The 21,744-nt window shown below is 69.9% G+C and carries 16 protein-coding genes; 6 read left to right on the forward strand and 10 right to left on the reverse strand.

The features are described from left to right. Positions 1 to 123: 123 nt before the first annotated feature. Entirely contained in the window at positions 124 to 579 is a 456-nt protein-coding gene (locus ACWD6R_RS04530; protein ID WP_451817338.1) for a MarR family winged helix-turn-helix transcriptional regulator, read from the forward strand. A gap of 207 nt (positions 580 to 786) precedes the next feature. Here ACWD6R_RS04530 and ACWD6R_RS04535 read toward each other — a convergent pair whose 3' ends face one another. The 4 genes from ACWD6R_RS04535 to ACWD6R_RS04550 all read right to left on the reverse strand — a co-directional run bounded on the left by ACWD6R_RS04535 (position 787) and on the right by ACWD6R_RS04550 (position 9,079). Continuing rightward, positions 787 to 1,332, reverse strand: coding sequence for a DUF1697 domain-containing protein (locus ACWD6R_RS04535; RefSeq protein ID WP_451817339.1), 546 nt, complete (start codon positions 1,330 to 1,332; stop codon positions 787 to 789). Between the two features lie 789 nt (positions 1,333 to 2,121). Next, entirely contained in the window at positions 2,122 to 3,465 is a 1,344-nt protein-coding gene (locus tag ACWD6R_RS04540; protein WP_451817340.1) for a nickel/cobalt transporter, read from the reverse strand. A gap of 93 nt (positions 3,466 to 3,558) precedes the next feature. Further along, positions 3,559 to 6,960, reverse strand: a complete 3,402-nt coding sequence (locus tag ACWD6R_RS04545) for an outer membrane protein assembly factor BamB family protein (RefSeq protein WP_451817341.1) — start codon at positions 6,958 to 6,960, stop codon at positions 3,559 to 3,561. A gap of 313 nt (positions 6,961 to 7,273) precedes the next feature. After that, a complete protein-coding gene (locus ACWD6R_RS04550; RefSeq protein ID WP_451817342.1) occupies positions 7,274 to 9,079 on the reverse strand; it encodes an ABC transporter ATP-binding protein in 1,806 nt (601 codons plus the stop codon). A 388-nt stretch (positions 9,080 to 9,467) separates the two neighbouring features. Between ACWD6R_RS04550 and ACWD6R_RS04555 the strand changes: the two genes are divergently transcribed. Further along, positions 9,468 to 9,623 (forward strand): hypothetical protein, encoded by a 156-nt coding sequence (locus ACWD6R_RS04555; RefSeq protein WP_451817343.1) that lies wholly within the window; start codon positions 9,468 to 9,470, stop codon positions 9,621 to 9,623. 392 nt (positions 9,624 to 10,015) lie between these two features. Here the strand turns inward: ACWD6R_RS04555 and ACWD6R_RS04560 are convergent, their stop codons facing one another. Next, positions 10,016 to 10,870 (reverse strand): ABC transporter permease, encoded by an 855-nt coding sequence (locus ACWD6R_RS04560; RefSeq protein ID WP_451817344.1) that lies wholly within the window; start codon positions 10,868 to 10,870, stop codon positions 10,016 to 10,018. After that, positions 10,867 to 11,787 (reverse strand): ATP-binding cassette domain-containing protein, encoded by a 921-nt coding sequence (locus ACWD6R_RS04565; RefSeq protein ID WP_451817345.1) that lies wholly within the window; start codon positions 11,785 to 11,787, stop codon positions 10,867 to 10,869. The genes ACWD6R_RS04560 and ACWD6R_RS04565 overlap by 4 nt, the downstream gene beginning before the upstream one ends. 225 nt (positions 11,788 to 12,012) lie before the next feature. On the opposite strand from ACWD6R_RS04565, the gene ACWD6R_RS04570 reads away from it, so the two are divergent. Together ACWD6R_RS04570 and ACWD6R_RS04575 are read left to right on the forward strand one after the other, a co-directional pair. Further along, on the forward strand, positions 12,013 to 13,170 hold the full coding sequence (locus ACWD6R_RS04570; RefSeq protein ID WP_451817346.1) for a sensor histidine kinase: 1,158 nt from the start codon (positions 12,013 to 12,015) through the stop codon (positions 13,168 to 13,170). Next, positions 13,167 to 13,829, forward strand: coding sequence for a response regulator (locus ACWD6R_RS04575; protein ID WP_451817347.1), 663 nt, complete (start codon positions 13,167 to 13,169; stop codon positions 13,827 to 13,829). The genes ACWD6R_RS04570 and ACWD6R_RS04575 overlap by 4 nt, the downstream gene beginning before the upstream one ends. Positions 13,830 to 14,093: 264 nt before the next feature. Here ACWD6R_RS04575 and ACWD6R_RS04580 read toward each other — a convergent pair whose 3' ends face one another. Then, the gene (locus tag ACWD6R_RS04580) at positions 14,094 to 15,320 is read right to left on the reverse strand and encodes a hypothetical protein (protein WP_451817348.1); all 1,227 of its coding nucleotides are present in this window, start codon (positions 15,318 to 15,320) and stop codon (positions 14,094 to 14,096) included. A gap of 296 nt (positions 15,321 to 15,616) precedes the next feature. Here ACWD6R_RS04580 and ACWD6R_RS04585 point away from each other — a divergent pair, with 296 nt between their 5' ends. Next, positions 15,617 to 16,585 (forward strand): helix-turn-helix transcriptional regulator, encoded by a 969-nt coding sequence (locus ACWD6R_RS04585; RefSeq protein ID WP_451817349.1) that lies wholly within the window; start codon positions 15,617 to 15,619, stop codon positions 16,583 to 16,585. 89 nt (positions 16,586 to 16,674) lie between these two features. Here ACWD6R_RS04585 and ACWD6R_RS04590 read toward each other — a convergent pair whose 3' ends face one another. After that, positions 16,675 to 18,162, reverse strand: coding sequence for a carboxylesterase/lipase family protein (locus tag ACWD6R_RS04590; protein ID WP_451817350.1), 1,488 nt, complete (start codon positions 18,160 to 18,162; stop codon positions 16,675 to 16,677). 161 nt (positions 18,163 to 18,323) lie between these two features. Between ACWD6R_RS04590 and ACWD6R_RS04595 the strand changes: the two genes are divergently transcribed. Beyond that, positions 18,324 to 18,605 (forward strand): hypothetical protein, encoded by a 282-nt coding sequence (locus ACWD6R_RS04595; protein ID WP_451817351.1) that lies wholly within the window; start codon positions 18,324 to 18,326, stop codon positions 18,603 to 18,605. Positions 18,606 to 18,650: 45 nt separating this feature from the next. Here the strand turns inward: ACWD6R_RS04595 and ACWD6R_RS04600 are convergent, their stop codons facing one another. Further along, a complete protein-coding gene (locus tag ACWD6R_RS04600; protein ID WP_451817352.1) occupies positions 18,651 to 20,432 on the reverse strand; it encodes a glycoside hydrolase family 3 protein in 1,782 nt (593 codons plus the stop codon). Between the two features lie 163 nt (positions 20,433 to 20,595). Beyond that, entirely contained in the window at positions 20,596 to 21,441 is an 846-nt protein-coding gene (locus tag ACWD6R_RS04605) for an MFS transporter (RefSeq protein ID WP_451817353.1), read from the reverse strand. Positions 21,442 to 21,744: the final 303 nt, after the last annotated feature.

Genomic DNA, 21,744 nt, shown 5'->3' on the forward strand with positions numbered 1-21,744 from the left:
CACCAGGCACTTTCTATGCATCGAGCACTTTACATGCATGATGCACGCCTATGAGAGAATGGAGAGCGGGCCGCCCGGACGAGAGCGAGAGTGGCCCGACAACAGGCAGGAGGCGACAGGCGCATGGCCCGGGCAACACACGAGGTTGAGTACGAGCAGATGCTGCTCAGTCGCCACACGTTCTTGAACCAGCGAGGCAAACACCGCAGGGACGGGGCCCTGGAGCGCAGCGCCTACATCCTGCTCAGCCGTATTCGCGTGCAGGGACCGATGTCGATCGGCGAACTGAGCGACGCCTTCGGACTGGACGCCTCCACCCTGAACCGGCAGACGGCTGCGATTATGCGCACCGGACTCGTGGAGCGCATTCCGGACCCTGACGGCGGCATGGCCCGCAAGTTCCGCATCACTGACGAGGGCGCACGCGTACTCGACATGGAAAGGGAGGGCATCGTCCGCTCCCTGGACCGGGTCATGGCCGATTGGCCGGAAGAAGACATCGCCGCCTTCGCTTCCTGTCTGAGGCGCTTCAACACCGACATCGAACGCCTCGGGGCCCGGCCGTGGCCGCGCCTGTAGACGCGGGCGCCTTGAGACAGATGTGGGCGGCGAGGGTCGAAGGGCGATGCCGGCGAGGCTGCCGATCGGGCCCGGGCTCACGCGAGAAGGGGCGATCGTGAACAGCTCCAGCGAATCCCGGCGATTTCACCATGCGTCGCCCACCCGCGATTCCCCGTCCGGAATCAGATAGGGGATGCCGGCCTTGGCCAAGCCCGGAATTGAGCGTCAGTGCGCGCCCTTCTTGGCCGCGTCGAGAATCTTCACCACGGTGTGGAAGTAGCGCGTCGTCGCGTCGCGGCCCAGCGCGCGTTCCTGAAAGCCCTTGGCCGCGGGCGCCTTGCCGTTGATCAGATACCAGACGACAAAGGCGTCGTACTCGGTGCTGCCTATGATCTCCATGTCCTTCTTCGGGGAGATCAGCGGCAGAGCCAGGTCCGCATCGATCCGCTCGGTCGTGAACACCACGCAGCAGCGCATGTCGTGGGTGACCGTGACGTCCTTGAACGGGTCGAGCGCGATCAGCGCCTCCAGTTCCGGGACCGTACGCAGGCAGACCGCGACCTCGTAGCCGAGCGTCTCTCCGAGATGGTCACCGATCCGGTCACTGAGCACGGCACGGTCGGTCTCGCCGGACTCGAAGAAGACGTTCCCGCTCTGGATGTAGCTGCGCACGGAGTCGAATCCCATGTCCGTGAACAGGCCGCGCAAGTACTCCATCTTCACCGAACGGCCCGGCACATTCATCCCGCGCAGGAACGCGATGTACAGCAAATCCAACCACCTGTCCGCAAGAAAGAGGGGAACCTCGGCGTGCGCCCGACAGCGTAGCGGTGCCGGACCGGCCCCGCCCGGGAGACGCGAGCGCGGGTCGGTGATCCTGCGCATCTCCTACTCTCCCTGGCTGCAGGCCGACACCGGATGTCTGGAACGGGCGGGCGAGTGGACACGGCTGAAGGTGTCGGCGGCCGGTGAATACCGGATCGGCTCCTCTTACCGACCCCTCCGGCAGGGAAAGTGCTGAGCGAGTACGCATCGCACATGCCGAGGGGCCGGGGGTCCGGGCCGAGGCCGGACCACTCGGTCGTCTCCCGCTCGTCGGTGGTGTGACCAACTCCGCCGCGACCGAGCCATGGTGCAGCTGGCTGCACCATGGCTTCGGGGCCCTCGTGGCGGCCTGTCCCGGCCGGGAGGATGGAGACATCACCGAGGAGCAGGAGTTCCGCCGCCATGAACAGGGCGTTGTTGTAGCCGAGGCCGCGCCGGGTCCACTCGTCGGACGCGGCGAACAGGGTCAGCTCCAGCCGTTCCAGCGCACGGGCCGACGTGGCGTCGCCCGCCACCCCGAATCTTTCCGCGCAGTACGTCGGTACCGATCGAGAACTTCCGCAGGTAGGCGCTGTTGATGTCATCGCGTGCCGCGGCGACAGCGGCGTTCTCCGCGATGTGGTGCTCCGCGCGTCGCAGAATCCCGACGAGCGTCGACGCCCTGTCAGCGCCCACGTCGAAGTCGTCCCTTCCCTGGTCCTTCATCGCGCAGTAGCCGGCGAGATCTGCAAGCCCTTAGGGAGCAAGGACGCGTCCTGCGGCGAGTAGGGAGGACAAGCCACCACCGACGACTACGGCCGAGGCGGCGACGATCGGTGCCCGCCGGGTCCATGCACGCAGCTTCGGCGAGTTGGAGGCGCGGGTCAACAGCGCATCGCGTCCCCGGAGCACGATCAGACCGACGCCGGTCAGGGTCAGCGCCATTCCGCATCCGAACGCCACCACCATCAGCAGCGCAGCCCAGACCTGGCCGGTCAGCAGCCCGCTGAGCAGGACGAGGAAGGCCGACGGCGAGGGGAGCAGACCGCCGGAGGTGCCGAGCAGCACAATGCCGCGCCAGCTGAGCAGGGATTCGCCGGGGAGGGTGTGGGGGTGGCTGTGGCTGTGGCCGTGCCCATGACTGTGGCTGTGTCCGTGGTGGTGGTCATGGCTGTGCTCAAGGTCGTGGCTGTGTCCGTGTGCGTGGCCTCGGTTACCCAGGTGGCGCCGGAGCAGTCCCACCCCGACGCCCACCACGATCAGGGCGGCGATCAGCTGCAGCCAGCCTGTCAGCGCCGCGACGTCGGGGACGTTCTCCGCGGCGAGCCAGAATCCGACGGCGAGCACGGCGACGGACGCGGTGTGCATCACGGCGACGATGACGCCCAGCGATACCGCGTCCCGGGGCCTCCCTCGGCCGCCCACGAGGAAGCCGGCCGCGAGCGTCTTCCCGTGTCCCGGGGCGCAGGCGTGAAAGGCTCCCACCGCAGCCGCGACGAGCAGCGCCAGGGGCAGTACGACACGGTGTTCCAGCAGTCCGGAAAGGTCCGTGGTCCAGATGCTGAATGCGCCCTGCGCCCCGGCCGCCGCATCCGGCTTGCCGCTCCCGGACGAGCCGAGTGCGAGCGTTCGGGTCGGCTCAGTGGTGGTGTGCAGACCGCCGTCGCCCGACTCCGTGACGGAGATCGTGCGGTACTTCGGGTCGACGTCGTTCAGTGCGGTGACGGTCATGGCGACCGTGGCCACCGCATTCGGGCAGAGATAGCGGAGGTGGGCGCCGTCGTCGACGAGGCGCGCGGTGTCCGCGTGGTCCAGCGGGCATGACCGGCCATTCTGGCTCAGCCGGATGTGCGAGCCGAGGTACTGCGCCTCGGACATGCCGGCCGCGTCGGACACTTTGCGGAGGACGGCCAGGTCGTCCTTCGCGGCCGACCAGATGACCTCGACCGCCTTCCCGTCGGCCTTGATCCTGGCGACCGGAGGCGAACCGAAAGGGTGCGCGTCCGCCGTGCCCGCGAGGCCGAGCAGCGCCAGCGCCGTGAGCACGCCGACGAGAAGAAGGCGGGCCGCCTTGGAGCAGGCGTGGCTGAGGGTGTGCACAGGGGTGCTCCGATCAGGAGTGCCCTGTGGGCCGCCTCCCCTGGCCGGGGAGGCAGCTCACAGGGCGAGAGAGGTGTACTACCGGGTTACCGGTCAGCCGTGGCGGGGCTGACGGGCCGCCAGGGCATGGATCGACCCGTCGTCGGTGAGGGCGATCACCCAGTCACCGCTGACGGACAGGGCCGAAGCGACTCCGCCACCCAGGTTGTACTCGGTCAGCCGCTTGCCGGTGGCGCGGTCCAGGACGAGCAGACGGCCGTCCCAGGTGCCCGCGTACACCAGATCCTTGGTCACCAGGGCGTGCATCGCCGGGGATCCGGGCCCCTCGGTGCAGCCGGCGGCCACCCGCCACTTGTCATCCAGGGGGCTCTCCCCGGGCAGGTAGCCGACGGGGGTCTCCCACAGCGGCTTGCTCGGGTCGGCCGCGCTGGTGTCGTAGGCGCGGACGACACCGTCACGGCCGGCGACGTAGGCGATGTCGCCCCAGACGGCGGCGCTCGTCAGCGGAGCCTTGCCGGGCTCGCAGGTCCAGGGGTCGTTCGCCGCGGACTTCCACAGGACCTTGCCGGTCTTGAGGTCGTGCCCGCGAACACCGCTCTGGGTCACCGTCACCACCTGCGGGTCACCGCCGGCCGGATCGGTGAGGGCCGGGGAGGAGTGGCTGTCGATGCCGCCGTCGGTGTCCTGCACCCACAGCTGCTTGCAGGTCGCGAGGTCCATGGCGACCAGCGTGTTGCTGGAGCCTGTCTGCAGGTAGGCGGTGTTGGAGCCGGGCCGGCGGACCGCCGTGCTGTGGAACTGACCCCAGGAGGCCGCTCCGTTGAAGCCGCCGAGCAGGTCACCGCTCTTGGCGTCACGGCACTGGATCTTGCTCCAGTTCTGGTAGACCGCGACGGTGCGGTCCTCGCCCTCCAGGTCGAAGACGCTGACCGGACCACCGGCCCGGCCGTAGCGGCGCACGGTGTCGCCGTGCTGCTGCTCGTCCTCGATCGTCTGCCAGACGACGTGGCCGTCCTCGGCGTCGAGAGCGTAGATCCGGCCGACGGCGGTGGTCAGGTAGACCTTGCCGTCGTGGAGGGTGGGCACCGACTCTGCGTCGCCGTCCAGGTAGGTGCGCCAGATCTCGCGGCCGGACTTGATGTCGTAGGCGAGCATCATGCTGTACGGGGAGTCGAACGCCCGCGAGGAGACGATCACCTTGTCGCCGGCGATCACCGATCCGTTGAGGTTGAACTGCTCACCGGTGTTGGCGGCCCAGCGCAGGTCGAGCTCGGCGCCGGGATTGTCCGTGCTCGCGGAGCGTCCCGCCTCGTCGCGGCCCTGACGAGTCCAGTCCTGGCCGCTCTTCGGCTTGGCCAGCTGGCTGTCGGGCACCACCCGGAAGGTGTTTTCGATGGTGGGCCACGCCTTGCCCTTGGTGTCGACGGCGGTCATCTCCGCCGTGTACGTACCCGGGCCAAGACCCTTGATGCGGTCACTGACCCGGGTCCAAGAGGTCCGGGCGTCCGGGCAGGGCTCCGGCTTGCCGCCGGGCGCCGTATAGCAGTTCTCGATGCCCGTCCGGTTGCGGCCGGCGCCGAACTTCAGTCCGCTCTCCTGCTTGACCGTACGGCCGCGGCCGTCGCGGATGGTGAGGGTCGCCGTGTCCGGGGTACGGCCGTCGTCCTCGGCGTACAGCTCGACCGGGATCTTGGCGCTGGCGGGGTGGACGCTGTCGTGTGCGGGGCTGACCAGCGCGGCATCGTCATCGACGTTGAACTGCCGGTGCGTGCCCGTCACATAGCCGGTGTCCTCGTTCTGCTTGGTACTCGGGTCGTCGGTGATGGAGGAGAAGTCGAGGATCTTGTAGTCCGGGTGGGAGCCGTCGATGCCGTACTTGCCCTGGTTGTTGACCTCGACCGAGCGCTGGAAGGCACCACGGCGGTATTCGGCCTGCTGGTTGTGACCCGCGGCGAACATCCGCACGTCGTACTTCGCCAGCTCGTCGATGGTCGGCTGCATACCCGCGCCGGGTCCCCATACGGTGAACAGGGACCGGTGCGCGAAGACGAGCACCTGCTTGCCCACGGCGTGGCGCTTGAGGTCCTCATGCAGCCACTCCAGCTGCGGCTTCAGGCCGCTGGAGTCGTAGTTGTCCTCGAGGACGACGATGTGACGGCCGTTGCGGTCGAAGCTGTACCACTCCGGGCCCATGTTCCGGCGCCAGTACTCCATGCTGCCGGCATAGCCCTGGGAGGTGGCGGTGCCGCCGAAGTCATGGTTGCCGATCGTCGGGTAGAAGGGCATACCGAGCTTGCCGTCGGTCAGGCCCTTGCGCAGGATGTCGTAGCCACCCTGCCGACGGGGCTCGGAGGCGTAGTCGGTGACCGTGAGGTCGCCGGTCGTGATCACCATCGACGCCTTGTCGACCTCGGACATCGCCTCGACCTGGCCGGTCCACTCCGGCAGCGTGCCGCGTGCCGCGGCGTCGGAGGTGTTGGACACCTCGCCGTCGGAGTCCATGATCCACTTCTCGGTGGGTTTCGCGGCGTTCGGGTCCGGCACGAGGGCGAAGTCGATACCGGTGCGCGGACCGCTCTCGGGCACCCTGTGGAAGTACTGCGGGACGGAGTCCTCCCGAAGGACAGGGGTGTAGCCGTTGGGAGAGACGATGTTGACCAGGTCGGTCTCCCGACGGGTCAGGTCCATCTGCAGGGTGTACGAGCCGTCAGCGCCGGTCGTCGTCCAGACGGATCCGTCGGTGACATCGACGCCGGCCATGGGGGCCTCACCCGCGTCCCGTACGCCATTGGCGTTGGTGTCCTCGAAGACCGCGCCCTGGACGGACACCCAGTCGCCGGCCGGCGCCGCGTCGGCGGCGAACGCCGTGCCGGACGGCACCAGACCCGCCACCACGGCGGCACCGGCTGCGACCAGCTGCTTACGACGGCGGCTGCCCGCCTGGCGCAGCTGCGGGAACTGGGACTGCGAGCGGCGCTGGAGCGCCCAACGCAGGGCCACCAGCGCGATGACGGCGAGGACCGTGCCGAGCACCACGGGGCGCCACGGGAAGCCGGGGCCCGCCTCATGAGCGCCCGTCGCGTCGACGACCGGGGTGGCCGCGGTCGCATCGACCGTATTGCCGTCGAACTCGACGACGGCCTGGGTCAGTCCGCCCTCCTTCAGCATCGCGGTCAGATCGAGCTGGTCGACGTGGCAGCCCCACGCCAGCTCGACGACCACACCGCCGGGGACTCCGCCGCTGTCGCCCGCGACGCCGGAGCCGCTGGCCGGGCAGGAAGCAGACAGAAGGCGCGACGCCCAAGCGCCTGCCTCGTCGGGCGACACCACGTCGCGGTGAACGATGAGTCGCCCGCTGGTGACGTTCTCCTTGGTGGAGACAACGAGTTCGGCGTGCTGTGGCGACACATGCGCGAATGCAGGCTGGGCACCGAAGCCCAGTGCGAAGAACAGCAGGACAAGAGTGGCTCTTGCTGCTGCACGGATTGGTTTCATGAGCAAGAAGCGTGCAGGGGGAAAGAGTTCAATGATGAAACGCGAAGCGAAGGTTCCGCTTCGCGAGATAGAACAAGTTGTACAGACAACATCCATGACGAGCAGCGCGGCGAAGGCCCGACAGATGCCGGATGCCGGATGCCGGAGCTTTCCTGACATTCAGCCAGTTATCCCTGGCAAACCATCGCCCCGCGCCTGCGTTTGTCGGAACACCCGAATACACCCAGTATGTGGACACCCCTCCGCCTTGCGATGCACCGCGTCCGACGCCGCGCGCTGGTCCACTCCCTATCGCGGGGGAGGCCGTTAGCGTTCAGTGCAGGCCGGCCTGCGGCGCGGGAGTGTCGTCGAGGAAGCCGCCCGACTGGTGCTGCCACAGTTTCGCGTAGGCGCCGTCCGACGCGAGCAGCTCCTGGTGCGTGCCCTGCTCGACAATCCGACCGCGGTCCAGGACTACGAGCCGGTCCATCGTGGCGACCGTGCTCAGCCGGTGCGCCACCACGAGCGCCGTCCGCCCGTCCATGAGCTGCCACAGCGCCTCCTGGACGAGGATCTCGCTCTCGGAGTCCAGGGCGCTGGTCGCCTCGTCGAGCAGCAGGATCGGCGCGTCGCGCAGGATCGCCCTGGCGAGGGCGACCCGCTGGCGCTGTCCGCCGGACAGCTTGAGACCGCGCTCGCCCACCATGGTGTCGAAGCCGTCCGGCAGCGCGTCGGCGAACTCCGTGACATGCGCCGCCTCGGCCGCGCGGCGGATCTGGGCGTCGGTGGCGTCCGGCCGGGCGAACGCGATGTTGTCCCGGAGCGTGCGGTGGAACATCGCCGGGTCCTGCGGCACGTAGGCGATCAGGCTGCGCACATCGGCCTGACGCAGCGTGCTGATGTCCTGACCCCCGATCAGGATCCGGCCGGCGTCGATGTCCGTCATCCGCAGCAGCAGCCGGGTGAGCGTGGTCTTGCCCCCGCCGGACCGGCCGACGAGGCCGATCTTCGCCCCGCTGTGCACGGCCAGGTCGAGGCACTCGAAGAGCGGCTCCGCACCCGCGTGGGCGAAGGTCACCTGCTCGAAGCGGACATCGGCGGCCCGGGACAGCAGCGGCTCCGGCGACGCCGGGTCGAGCACGGTCGGCGGCGTCAGGAGCAGTTCGGTGAACTGCGCGGCCTCCGTCATCGAGCTCTCCAGGCGGCGGTAGATCTGGTTGAACTCGAACATGATCCGCGTCGCGTTGGTGTAGTACGTGAAGGCGACAACGACCGCCTCCACGCCGTGCCCACCACCGCCGAGAGTAACCGCGAGCAGCAGGCCCATCGCGTTGGTCAGCACGGACATCGGCGCGACCAGCGTGTCGATGCGCAGGTTGCCGTAGTCCCACGACCTCAGCGTGAGCCGCCGTGACTCCGCGACGCGGGACCGGTGCTCGGCGGCCTCGCGTTTCTCAGCGGCGAACGCCCGGACCGTGTCCATGTTCATCAGGCTGTCGGCGACGTGGCCCGACACCCGGGCGATCGCCTCCTCGCGCTGGCCGACGAGCGACTGGCGGCGACGGATGAGGGGCGTCGCACACAGCGCGGTCATCGCCAACAGCCCGACAACGAGCAGCGGTTCGTAGTGCCACAGCACCACGGACCCGAATACCAGCGGCACGAAGCTGCCCACGACCGAGAACGTCAGCGTGTCGACGAACTCCTCGAAGCGGGAGGCGAAGCTCAGGACCCGTTTGGTCAGCGAGCCGGCAAAGTTGTCGTGGAAGAACGCGGCGTCCTTGGCGAACAGTTCGTCCATGCCGATCACGTAAAGGTGCTCGATGCCGAGGGCGTCGAGACGGTTCAGGAAGTGAAGGCCGATACGCCACAGCGTCTCCGCGAGGAGCAGCACGCCGGCGAACGCAAGGACGTAGGGCAGCGTCGAGCCGATGGAGGTACCGGCGTCGCCGGCGATTCGGCCGACGAGCTTCGCGACGACCAGCGGCGCGATGTAGGCAATGCCGATGTTGCCGAGCGCCGGCAACAGCATCGCGGGCACCGTCAGCCGCCGAAGCCTGGCCAACTCCCGTCCATAGTAACGAAGTGCGAGGAGCACCGAGCTCCTGCCCGGCGCTTCGCGCGATTCAGGCGATCCCATACCAACCCTGTGTGGTCGTGCGGCAGCCCGCCTCGTACTTCTGCGAGGTGAAGCCGTTGCCTCAGTGGCCGCGCGGAGCTTCAGTTCGAGTGAGTGCGTCGCTCGGGTCGTCGTGCGACAGGCGGGGCACGGCGGCAGAGCCCCCGCGCAGCTCGTGGCGACGCAGATGTGCGAGTACGGGGAGGCCAGGCCCGGAACCTCAGTGTCCCGCGACAGCGCCCGCGGAGTCCAAGCGTTTTTCTCAGCCGGCGGCAACCCCGCATACAGGTAAGACCCCGCCCACAGCGCCTCGCCGAGAACATCGCCGCCGCATCGAGACGGCTGATCCGAGCCGCCCCGGCACAGCAGGACGGTCACCGCCCCGAACGCATCGAAGGTCTCCCGCCTCTTGTACGACGGAAAGGTCAAGGCATCCCTCGACAAGAGCGTGCCGCAGATCGGCGCCCCCGAGGTCTGGGCGAAGGGCGTGGACGGCAAGTGCGTCAAGGCCGCCTCCTCGACACCGGCGTGGACCTCAACAACGCGGACGTCAAGGACCGGCTGACAGCCACTCGGAGCTTTGTGCGGGCGCCGCCACGGTCCAGGACGGATCGGGCCACGGCACCCATGTCGCCTCCACCATCGTGGGCAGCGGCGCCAACTCGGGCGCGTGCAGCAGCCGCCCGGATCCTTGCCGAGTCGCCGCACAGGACCGATCCCGGCAGGGCTAGGTCGACGACGGCTGCGTCCTGGCCGAGCCAGGACAGAACCTGTCCTATGAGGGCCATGAGAACCGCGCCGACGATACCGGCGAGCGTGGCCACGGCCAGGCTCGCCCGAACGATCGCCTTCACAGATGACCATTGATGAGAGACCCTCATCGAGGGTGCGACAAGCTTCCGGAGCCTCGCCCTGGCATGTGCCTCGGGGCGCGATATCCGCTCCCCGGAGGCACGTTCACACGTCGCGGCGCCGCACGACGACCACCGCGAGCACGACCGCGACGAGCGGCCAGAGCGTGTACACGATCCAGGCCCCGGGGACCGTGGCGGTGAACATCTGGGAGTCGGGCGACGGCCCCCAGTTCTGGACCAGGCGCCTCCAGGCGCTGACCACCATCGTGTGGTTGATGTCGGCGGACCAGCGCTCGCTCTGCGAGAAGAGCTGGGGCAGCATCAGAAGCGTGAAGGTACTGGTGACCATGGTCGCGGCGCTGTGCCGGATCAGAACCCCGAGGCCCAGGCCGATCAGTGCGCAGACCGGGGCCAGCAGCGCGGATGCCACCAGCGCCCTGAGCGCCCCGGGGTGGGTGATCGTGACCCCGGCGTGCCGCCCGTTCAGGATGGCCTGGGAGACCAGGAAGGAACCGGTGGAGATGACCGTGCCGACCACGGTCCAGAGCGCTGCGGTGACGACCGCCTTGGCCAGTACAACCGAGCTGCGGGCAGGTACGGCCACGGTGGTGGTGCGGATCAGGCCGCTGCTGTACTCGCTCACGACGGTGAAGGCGCCGATGCTGCCGGCGACGAGCATCAGCGTCCAGTAGCCGGCCGGCGGATAGGCGTCGAAGGGCAGGAAGTCGGGGGGCTGCCGCGTGCTCGGGCCGGCGCCGGCGAGGTTGTTGTAGTCCGCCAATGCCGCCGCAGCGGCTGATCCGATGACGAACAGGGTGGTGAGTGTGATCGTCCACGGAGTGGAGCGCAGCGACCGCATCTTGATCCACTCGGAGGCGAGCAGGTCGCGGAAGCGGGCGGGCGGCTCGGCGACGGGCGCGGCCGAGGTGGTCATGGGGGCGGAGGCGAGTGGGGTCATCGGGGCTGTCCTGCCAGGTATTCGACGCTGTCGGCGGTGAGTTCCATGAATGCCTCCTCCAGAGAGGCGGTTCGGGTGGTCAGCTCGTTCAGCAGAATCCGGTTCTCGAAGGCGAGTGCTCCGATCCGGTCCGCCGGCAGCCCGGTCACGACGAGCTTCTCGGCGCCCGCCGAGCCCTCCGGCTCGACCGACGCGCCTGCGGCGGTCAGCACCGCTGCCAGCTCGGCGGCCTGCGGTGTGCCCACCACGACGCTGAGGCGGGTGCTGCGGGCCGCGAAGTCCCGTACCGACTCGGCGGCGATGAGCCGGCCCCGGCCGATGACGACGAGCTGGTCGGCGGTGTTCTCCATCTCCGACATCAGATGGCTGGAGAGGAAGACCGTACGCCCCTCGGCCGCCAGACGCCGGAAGAGGCGGCGCACCCAGAGCACGCCCTCCGGGTCCATGCCGTTGATCGGCTCGTCGAACATCAGCACGGGCGGATCGCCGAGCAGGGCTGTGGCGATACCGAGCCGCTGCTTCATGCCGAGCGAGAACCCGCCGATGCGGCGGGTCGCCGCCTCGGCCAGCCCCACCTCCTGCAGCACCTCCTCCACCCGACGCAGCGGGATGCCGTTGCTGCGGGCCAGGGCGGACAGGTGGGCCGCCGCGCTGCGTCCGCCGTGCACCTGGCCGGCGTCGAGGAGGGCGCCGACGTGCCGCAGTCCGCGTGGGTGGTGGTGGAAGGGAACGCCGCTGACGGTGGCGGCGCCGCCGGTGGGCGCGTCCAGGCCGAGGATCACCCGCAGGGTGGTGGTCTTGCCGGCTCCGTTGGGGCCGAGGAATCCGGTGACCTGGCCCGGCCGCACGGTGAAGGACAGATGGTCGACGGCGGTCTTGCCGCCGTATCGCTTGGTGAGTTCATTGACCTCGATCACAGGAGCAACCCTGCCGGGAGGTCTTCGTCCGGGCATGGGGCCGGGGGCGGCAATCGCGCGGCCGGGTTAGCCCGCGGGCGTACATCCCCGGGCCGATGCCGCGCGGGCAGCGGCTGAATAAGCTCGCGGCATGGACGCCACACCGACCACCCCGTTGCCCGCGTGCGTTTCGCATCGCAACCTCCCTCTCGAAAGGGCACACCGCCGATGACCAGAACGAAGGTCATGGCCTGGGCGGGGGGTGTCCTGTACCTCTTCATGCTGGTTCTGCTGGTGGGGGGCGCGCCGCGGGCTTCGGGCACGGTCCACGCTGTCGGGTCGCTGCTGGCTGTGAGCCTGCTCGTCGGTGTGCTGCGACGGATGCCGTTGCTGGCCCTGGCCTTGACGCTCTTCGGATCCACCGCCGTGGTGGTGTTCACTCCCGGCTCCGTCCATGCGAGCCTGGCGGTGTCGTTCCAGGGCCAGTTTCTGTCGTTTCTGGCGGTGGACCTCGTCCTGGGATTCATTGTCGCCACCCGCACGCGGCGAGCTTCGATCGTTGCCGTGGCCGTATCTTTCACCGTGCAGGCCTTGCTGATCGGCGGCTTCGCGCACGGGGACAACCTGAGCGTCAACGGCGTGATCGCCCTCTTGGCGCTGGCCGCATCCTGCATGGTCGGTCTGCTGAGTCGCGAGCGCCGCGAGCACGCGGTGGCGCTGCGTTCGCAGGAGGTGGCCGAGGCCGTTACCGCCGAACGGCTGCGAATCGCACGGGAGTTGCACGACATGGTCGCGCACAGTATCGGCATCATCGCCATCCAGGCCGGGGTGGGGAGCCGGGTCATCCAGACACAGCCCGCGGAGGCCCGCGAAGCGCTGCGCGCCATCGAGGCCACCAGCAGAGAGACTCTGTCGGGCCTTCGGCGCACGCTGGTGGCGCTCCGTCAGGCCGACCCGGGTGAGGCGGCCTCGGGGCGGGCACCGCTCGCGCCCTCGCCGGGGCTTGATGACGTCGAACAGTTGGCGGCGGCGACCGCGGACGCGGGCGTACGCGTCTACGTAGGCCGCAGTGGGGAGCAGCGTCCTTTGCCGGCCGACATCGACCTGTCCGCCTACCGTATCGTGCAGGAGGCGCTGACCAACGTGGTCCGCCACGCAGGCACCGGGCGTTGCCGGGTGGCCATCGACTACGGGGACGAGGAGCTGTCCGTGGAGGTCGTCGACGACGGGTGCGGCGCCACCGAGAACGGCTCGGCCCATGGCTTCGGCATCGTAGGCATGCGGGAGCGGGTCGGCCTGCTGCACGGCCACCTCAGCGCCGGGCCGCGTCCCGAGGGCGGCTTCCGCGTGGCGGCCAGGTTGCCGCTGCCCGAACCCGTCGGAGTTCCGGTGGAGGCCCGATGACCGTCCGCGTCGTGCTCGCCGACGACCAGCCGTTGGTACGGTCCGGACTGCGCGTGCTCATGGCCGATCACCCCGACCTGGAGATCGTCGGTGAAGCCTCCACCGGCGCCGAAGCGGTCCAACTCGTCAGGGATGTCAGCCCCGACGTCGTGGTGATGGACATCCGGATGCCCGGCATCGACGGGATCGAGGCTACTCGCCTGATCACGGCCGGTCCGGCAACGACCCGTATCCTCGTTCTGACCACCTTCGACGAGGATGACCACGTCTACGGCGCGCTCCGGGCCGGCGCGAGCGGCTTCGTGGTCAAGGACATGGCGCTGGACGACATCCTCGCGGCGGTCCGCGTGGTCGCGGCCGGCGACGCACTGATCGCGCCGGGTGTGATGCGCCGTCTGATCGCGGACTTCGTCGGGCGCCCCGGGGCCGCCCCGGAGCGCTCCCCACGGCCGGTCGAGGGCATCACCGAGCGGGAACGGGAAGTGCTGACCCTGGTCGGACGCGGCCGGTCGAACACCGAGATCGCGGAGGATCTCTTCATCACGGTGGCCACTGCGAAGTCGCACGTGTCACGGCTGTTCACCAAACTGGGCGCCCGGGACCGGGTTCAGCTCGTGATCACCGCCTATGAGATGGGGCTGGTCACACCGGCGCGCTGAGCGCGCCTCGGGTGGCATCGGTCACCAGGCCGCCTACCGGGCCCGACGCGCCGAGCGGGTACGCGAAGTCGTCCCCAGCCCGACGGGTGAGGATGCGCGCTGGTCCGGCTCCGCGACGCCGCGTCCGGACCGGCGACCAGACGTAGTGCGTCTCGTCGTGGTGGACACGCACGCCGGCGGCCCGGGTGCGCGGCCATGGGGCGGCCGGTGCGCGGCCATGGGGCCGCGCACCGGCACCGGGCCGCTCACCCGGGGTGACGTTCCTCAGTTCGTCGCGTCCGGCTTCACGAAGTCGGGGAGCTTCGCCTCGAAGAGCTCGTCGAGCTTCATCGAGGGCAGGATGTGGCCCTGATTGGCGGCGTCGTTGGCGACACTCGCGCCCCACGTGGACGCCGCGAGCCGCTGGTTGGGCGTGCCGTGGTGTCCGTTGCTGCGGAAGCTGCAGTCGCCGACCTGGTAGAAGGACTGGGCTGAGCCCAGCAGCCGCTTGGTGTTGAGGGCTTCGCCGCGCGCGTGCGTGAGGAAGTAGGTGCCGAACGCGTCCGCCATCAGCTCGGTACGGCGGGTGGCCTCCGGCCCGGTCAGCGTGGTGTTGTCGAACAGGTTGTTCTCGTACTGCACGTGGTGGCCGAACTCGTGGCCGAGGATGGCGCGCGGGGCTGTGTCGCCCAGGCCGATGGCCTGCATGGCCTCCAGGATGCCGTCGCCCATGACGATGCGGTCGGAGATGCCCAGAGGCTGCGGGTCGCCCTTCTCGGAGAAGGCGAACGCGTTGAACGTGAAGATCGGGTTGGCGCCGCCCTTCAGTACGGGCTCGAGGTTGATCAGCTCGATGAGCGTTTCGGCGAAGTCGAGGTTGCTCTCGGGCGTGCCGCCGTACAGCACGGCCAGGGTGCGGGCAGCGCGCTCGGGGGAGGAGAAGACGTCGGCGCCGTGCATCGGCATGAGCTGGATGTCGTCGGAGTAGACGTCCCAGAACTTCTTCAGGTCCTTGGATTCCGACGTCAGCTTGTTGGTGTATTCGCCGTTGACACCGAATGTGTTGGACTTGGACTCGCTGCCGAACAGCAGCGCATCGTACGTGGGGAGGTCGAACGCACCGACCAGGGAGAGGATGAAGATCAGGAAGGGGTCCTCGGCGTCCTTGAGCAGACCCTGGGCGTAGGCCGTCAGCTCCGTGCTCTGGCACTTGTAGTCGCCCGGGTTGATGACGCTGTCGCGGATCTCCGTCCACTGCGCGTCGCCTATGCCGTACTTGGCGTTGGCTGCCTGGAGGCGCTCCTGCCAGTCGGCCGGCAGCTTGGCGAGGAGCTCGTCGACGAGGGCCTTCGTCTTCGGGTCGAGCCGGGAGGTGTCGATCGCGGAGCCGTTGGCCGCGGCGGTGACGGCGGTGGCCGTCGTGTCGTTCGCGGCCGCCGCCGGCAGGGCGGCACCGAGGGTGCAGGTGGCCGCGGTCACGAGGGTGACGGCCCAGGCGAGGGTCTTCTTCACAGGAATCTCCTTGGTCTGCGGAGCCGACGCGCCGGCCGTCCTTGTGGGACGGGTGAGGCGGTTGACTATGCCGTGGCCAAGAGTCTGCAAAGAAAGCACCTCCTGGAGAAGCCGTCGGTGCTGTCGGAATCCGGCATGGCAGGAAAGTGACAGACGCCATGCACCCATGTGAACGCTCGGTGTGACCATCCCTCACCTGACGAAACGTCATCCCGCGCATCGTCCTACCCGGCGGTAATCACCATGTGGACGATCTTGACATGGAGTGAGTCGCATATGCGTGCAATGATTCGAATATGCATCCACTCCGTGCCATCGGCCTCACCGCGACCGCTGAGGACGTCTACCTCGCGCTCGTTCAGCGTGGCCCGACGACGTCGGCCGCGCTGGCGGGCATCCTGCGCGTGCCCCCGGGCGCTGTCGGCGCGGCGGCCGGCGAACTGTCCGGCCTGGGCCTGGTGGAACCGGACGGCGGACGGTTCGTCGCCCGCCCCCCGCGTGCCGCGCTCGACGCCCTCGCGGAGATCCGCGCCAAGGAACTCGGTGCCCTGCGGGACAGCGCCGACGAACTCTCCCGGTTCTGGCGCGACCACCACGCCGAAGGCCCTGGATACATCGAGATTGTCCGGACGGAGGAGGCCCGTGAAGCGCTTGCCCGGCGTGTGCAGGACGAAGCGGTGCACCAGGTCCGCGCTCTGTCCATCGGTCCCTCCGGCCGTCTCGCCGCGCCCCCGAAGGTGGCCCCCGGCTGTCTGGAGGCGCTCGCGCGTGGCGTCGCGTACTCAGTGGTCTACAGCGCCCGGGTACTGCGTGACCCGATAGGCCGGGAGGCCATTCAGACCTGCGTCAACGTCGGTGAACGTGCCCGCGTCTTCCCCAACGTCGCACTGAACCTGATGATCTGTGACGACCGCTTCGCCGTTGTCGCCGCACCCGCGCGCGACGCCCAGCGGCGCCACCACATCGCCGTGCAGCGATCGGCCCTGCTCGACGGCCTCATCGGCGTGTTCGAGGCGTACTGGCAGATGGCCGTTCCGCTCCCCGCCGGCGACGAGTCCATGGACGACGTCGGCGCCGCGCCCACCGACGACGCCCGGCAGGTCCTCACCTACCTCAGCGGCGGACTCACCGACGAGTCCATCGCCCGCGAGCTCGGCGTCAGCGAACGGACAGTGGCGCGCCGCATCGCCCGCCTCCAGGAAGTCCTGGGCGCGCAGACCCGCTTCCAGCTCGGCGTCCAGGCCAGCCGCCGCGGCTGGATCTGAGGCTTGACCTGCATGCGCCGACGCGGTCGGCCGACTCCCGCACCACCACACCTGTCCGCGAGGTCAAACGGACCCCCGGTTCCCCGTGGTCAGGGGAGCCAGATGTCCCGGACGGTGCGCAGCGGGTCGCGCTCCGCCCGGGGTTCGCTGTCCCAGAGCATCGTGGTGCGCCGGGTGTCGTAGGGCGGCCAGGAGGCTCCCGGGTCGAGGTCGCGGACGAAGGCGACCCAGGCAGCGTGCAGGGTGTCGGCGAGCGCCTGTGGTGGGTGGTCGCCGAGGGCAGCGGTCGCGCCGTCGGCGTCCAGCAGGTCGAAGGCGAACGGGAGGTCGATGCAGTGGTAGGCCTGCCCGGCGCGGCCGGGAGCGGTGCCGGACCATTCGAACTGGTAGAGCCAGGTGGGCAGTCCGCGGGCGGCGCGGGCCTCGGCGAGCGCCACGGCGGGCGCGCGGAAGAGCCAGTCGGTGATCGCCTGTCCGTCGGTCGCCGGGTGGCGGTCGAGGAAGCGGGCGGCGCGGGCCTCGTCCAGACCCAGTGCGGCCAGCAGGCCCCGCAGCGCCTCACCGCCGTCGGACTCCCTAGCGACGTCCCCGGCGTCCTCACCTGCGTCCGCCTCGCCGACCGGCGCGGCGAACTCGTGCGCGGTGAAGCCGAGCATCAGCGGCACGTTCGCGCCCGCGTGCCCGCCGGCAAGGGCTTCGTGGACCGGAACGGGGATGAGCTCGCCGTCCGCGAAGGGGGCGAGGAGCAGCGGCGGGAGTTCGTCGCGGCCGGGACCCGGTGTGTCCAGGGCGTCCTGGTAGGCGAGCAGCTCCTCGTCGGTGGCGTGGCGCAGTGCGGCCGCGGTGGCGGGCACGCCGGTCCGTTCGGCGAACAGGGCGGTCACCGTTCGCGCGTTCGCCGGGTCCTGCGGCCGCATCACCGCGCCGGAGGCCGAGACTGCCGCGCGGAACAGCCCTTGTGCGGCCGGGGTGGCGAGCAGGGTCTGGACGGCGCCGCCGCCCGCCGACTGGCCGGCGACGGTCACCTTGGCCGGGTCGCCGCCGAAGGCGCGGATGTTGTCGCGCACCCATTCCAGGGCGGCGATCCAGTCCCGGACGCCGCGGTTGTCGGGAGCGTCCGGGAGATGCAGGAAGCCCTCCACCCCGAGCCGGTAGCCGACCGAGACCACGACCACGCCGTCCCGGTTGAACGCCGCGCCGTCGTACCAGGGGCTGGCGGAGCAGCCGGCGACGAAGCCGCCTCCGTGGATCCAGACCAGGACCGGCAGGCCCGCCGGCGGGGCGAGGTCCGGGGTGAAGACGTTGAGGTTGAGGGTGGAGTCGCCGGGGATGACCGGCTCGGGGATGACGGTGACGTCCGCGAAGGGGCGGCGCTGGGCGGTCGGCCCGTACGCGGTCGCGTCGAGAACCTCGGTCCACGGCCGGGGCGGCACCGGCGCGGCGAAGCGGAGATCGCCGACCGGCGGCTGGGCGTAGGGGATGCCGAGGAAGCGGATGCTCCCGTCGCGGCGTTCGCCGCGCACTGGGCCCGGGCGGGTCGGGGCGACGGGGTGGTCCTGCGGTGCTGAGGTGGTCATGGTGTGCTCGTTCTGTTCTTTCCGCTGGGGGTTGACGGGCCGCCGGGTGCTCACGGGCGGGGAGCCTCGTGCTCGACGAAGTGGCGGAGCCGGTTCAGTTCCTTGCCGGTGGCCGTCTGGGCACCGAAGGTGCGGTCGGCCGTCACGGGGGTGACCGAGATGTGGCCGTCGCGCAGCAGGGCCGTGGAGTCGGCGTCCGGGACGGTCTCGGTGCAGTCGTCGCCGGGGTTCTCCTCGCAGAAGCCGAGCGTGATGTCGAAGCTGTCGCCGCCGCCCGCACGGGCCTCGTACTCGTGCCAGACGACTCGGCCGTGGCCGACGCGCGTGAGGCGTGGGGCCTTGGCGGGGCGGCGGCCGCGGTGGCGACGGTTACCAGTACGGCGGTGGTGGTGGCGGCGAGGTTACGGGCCAGGGGTCTCACGCGGGGCTTCCTTTCACGGTGACGAGGCGAAGCGCAGGCTGGGCGGAACGCGGCGGGGCGGGCGCACTCACACCTCCAGGCCGGCGCCGAACGGGAAGACCGGGTCGGCCGTGTCGTGGGGCACGTCTGGCCGGGAGGACTCGACGGCGGCCATCGAGCGCGGGAGTTCGAACGGCAGCCGCCCCTCGGCCCGGGCGCGACCGAAGGCGACATCCAGCATCGCCTCGTCGCTCGCACCGTAGTCGGCGACCAGAGCTGCGGCGCGTTCGGCGATCTCCGGGACGACGGCGGGCCGTTCGAGATTGAGCAGAACGATCGTCGGCACCGCGTCGAGCACCCGCAGAATCGGCGCCAGCTCGCTCTCGGTGAAGTCCAGGCGGCCGGAGTGGAACATCGACTCGAAGCGGTTCGCCCGGTACTCGTACGGGGTGAACAGGCGGAGCACCGCGAGGTCGGCCTCGGCCGGGGTGGCGACCGGCTCTCCGTACCGGGCGACGACGGCGTGGTCGAGGCCCTCGGTGTAGAGCCTCGGTCGGGGGTGGGTGACCGGAAGAGTGCGCTCGTGGTTGACGAGAACGGTGAGCGAACGGCGCTGGGCCTCGGCGCCGACGGCACGGAACTCACTGTTGCCGACGATCTCCTCGGCGGCGTCCGGGTCGACGTAGCGGTGGTCGAAGAGCCCGAGGACGAACTTCTCGCGCAGCAGGCGGCCCACCGAGTCGTCGAGCCGCCGCTCGTCGATGCGGCCGGAGCGGACCAGTTCGACGACCACCTCGGGGCACTCCTCGCCGCCGAACTGGTCCACGCCGGCGTCGAGCGACCTGGCCGCGCGTTCCGGCACGGTGAGGTGCTCGACGCCCCAGGCCCGGGCCTGGTGCAGCTCTCCGAAGATCGGGGCGTCGGTGAGCAGGCCCCAGTCGGTGCAGACGATGCCTCGGAAGCCGAGCTCCTTGCGGAGCAGGCCGGTGACGACGCCCTTGTTGAAACCGAAGCCGACCTCCTCCCAGTCGGTGCCGATCGGCTGGCCGTAGTAGGGCATCATCTGCGCGGCGCCGGCCGCGATCGCCGCCCGGAACGGCGCCAGGTGGTAGTCGCGCATCCCGCCCGGGTAGACCTGCTCCTTGCCGTGCGGAAAGTGCGGGTCCTCGCCGTCCTTCTGCGGGCCGCCGCCGGGGAAGTGTTTGACCATCGTGGCCACGCTCCGCGGCCCGAGGCTCTCGCCCTGGAAGCCGCGGACGTATGCCTGGACGAGTTCCGAGGTGAGCCCGGCGTCGGCTCCGAACGTACCGACCTGGCGGGCCCAGCGAGGCTCCGTGGCGAGGTCGATCTGAGGGTGGAGGGCGACCCGCAGGCCGACCGCCAGGTATTCGCGGCGGGCGATGTCGGCGAAGCGGTGGACCAGTTCGGGGTCACGGACGGCGGCCAGGCCGATCGCCTCGGGCCAGGCGGAGAAGTCCCCGGCGTGGATGGAGGCGCCGATGTTGAGGGTGAAGGAGTGGCGGGGGTCGGTGGAGACGGTGACCGGGATACCCAGCCGGGTCCCGGCGGCGATCTCCTGGACGGCGTTGTGCCACTCGGCGAGCTGCCGGGGGCCGGCAGTCCCGACGAGATTGAAGTGGTTCATCGCCTGGTCGCGGATCATCCCCGTTGTGTCACTGGGGATCACCGACTCGTCGCCGTCCTCGACCGGGCGCCCGTCGGGGTGCATCGGCAGGATGGTGTGGAAGAGCAGGCCGGCCTTCTCCTCCAAGGTCATCCGGGCGAGCAGGTCGGCGACGCGCTCGTCGACGGACCGGGCCGGATCCTGGTACGGGTGGCCGTCCGGACGGGGGGCGGGGGCGGTGTGCACGGGCAGATCTCCAGGGTAGAGCGGGTCGGTACGGAGCCGGCCGCCCGGTGGCGGCCGACGGGCACGGGACTTCAGCGACGGGCGGCGGACGCGGCCGTCGGCGGGCGCCTTCGTCAGCGGACGCCCTTGATCGGGGCCACCGCGAGCGCCCCGAGCGCGATGATCAGGGCGCCCACCACGTACAGGGCGTTGTAACCGAGCGAGCCGACGACGAGGGCCGCCACGAAGGGGGCGACGATCTGCGGACCGGCGTTGGCCATGGGAACCGGCCGATGAACGCCCAGCGGAAGTCCGCCACCCGGAGGGTGCTGAGGAAGGCGGCGAGCTGACGGCCAAGCGGTGGGCTCGCCGCCGCGGACAGCCGGTCGTCCCGCACCAGTACGGTGAACAGCAGCGCCACGACGGCGATCACCGCCCCGAGCACCAGGTAGCCGGTCGCCAGGTCGTCCGGAACGAAGCGGGTGGCCAGAATGACTCCGATGACCGAGCCGATCGGCGTGCCGATGCCGACCATCGCCGAAGCGAGTCCGCGGCGTGCGTGCGCCACACGGTCGGGGACGATGGCGGTGAGGGCGGCCTGGTAGACGTTCATGGCGGCCTGGACAAGGCACCAGACCACTGCGACCAGCAGAATCGTCCGTACCGCGCCGAGCAGAGCGAGGGTGGCGAAGGCGGCGAGGCCGCCGCCGAGGATCCACGGGTCGCGGCGGCGGGAGCGGTCGGAGAGCAGACCGGCCAGCGGGTTGAAGAGAGTCGCGAAGACGGCGGCGATGCCGGAGACCAGTCCGAGGCTGCCGACCTTGCCTCCGGGGTCGAGTGCCTTGATCTGGGTCGGCAGCAGGACCTGGCCGACGCCCATGTAGACCATGAACATGGCGGTGTGACCGAGTGTCAGCATCGGCAACAGCTGGGCGAGCCGACCAGGAGCGGCCTCCGCCGGGCCTCCGGCACCGGGCTCCGGCGACGACGCGGCTCGCGGAGCTTCGACGGCAGGGTCGGGTCTGCTCATGACAGGTCTCCTGGGCGGCTACTGGTCTCGCGGTCGAGAAGGCGGAGGATGGGCGCGGGACGGCACGGCTCGGCACTGGCCGGGGGAAAGCGGGGTCGGCCGACGGGGCGGCTCAGGGCGCCGTTCGCGAAGTGACCAAAGAAAATCACGAAAACCGAGCAGGCAGTAGGTATTCATTATGTGACGCAGATCACATAGGGCCTGGCTGAGAGCCTGTCGGGTGGCCGGTTGATTACGCTGCGATGTAGTCCTCGACGGTGTTGGCTCGTGCGGTCTTGCGGTGGGATTCATGGCTCCACCGCA

This window comes from Streptomyces sp. NPDC005151 (assembly GCF_053599875.1).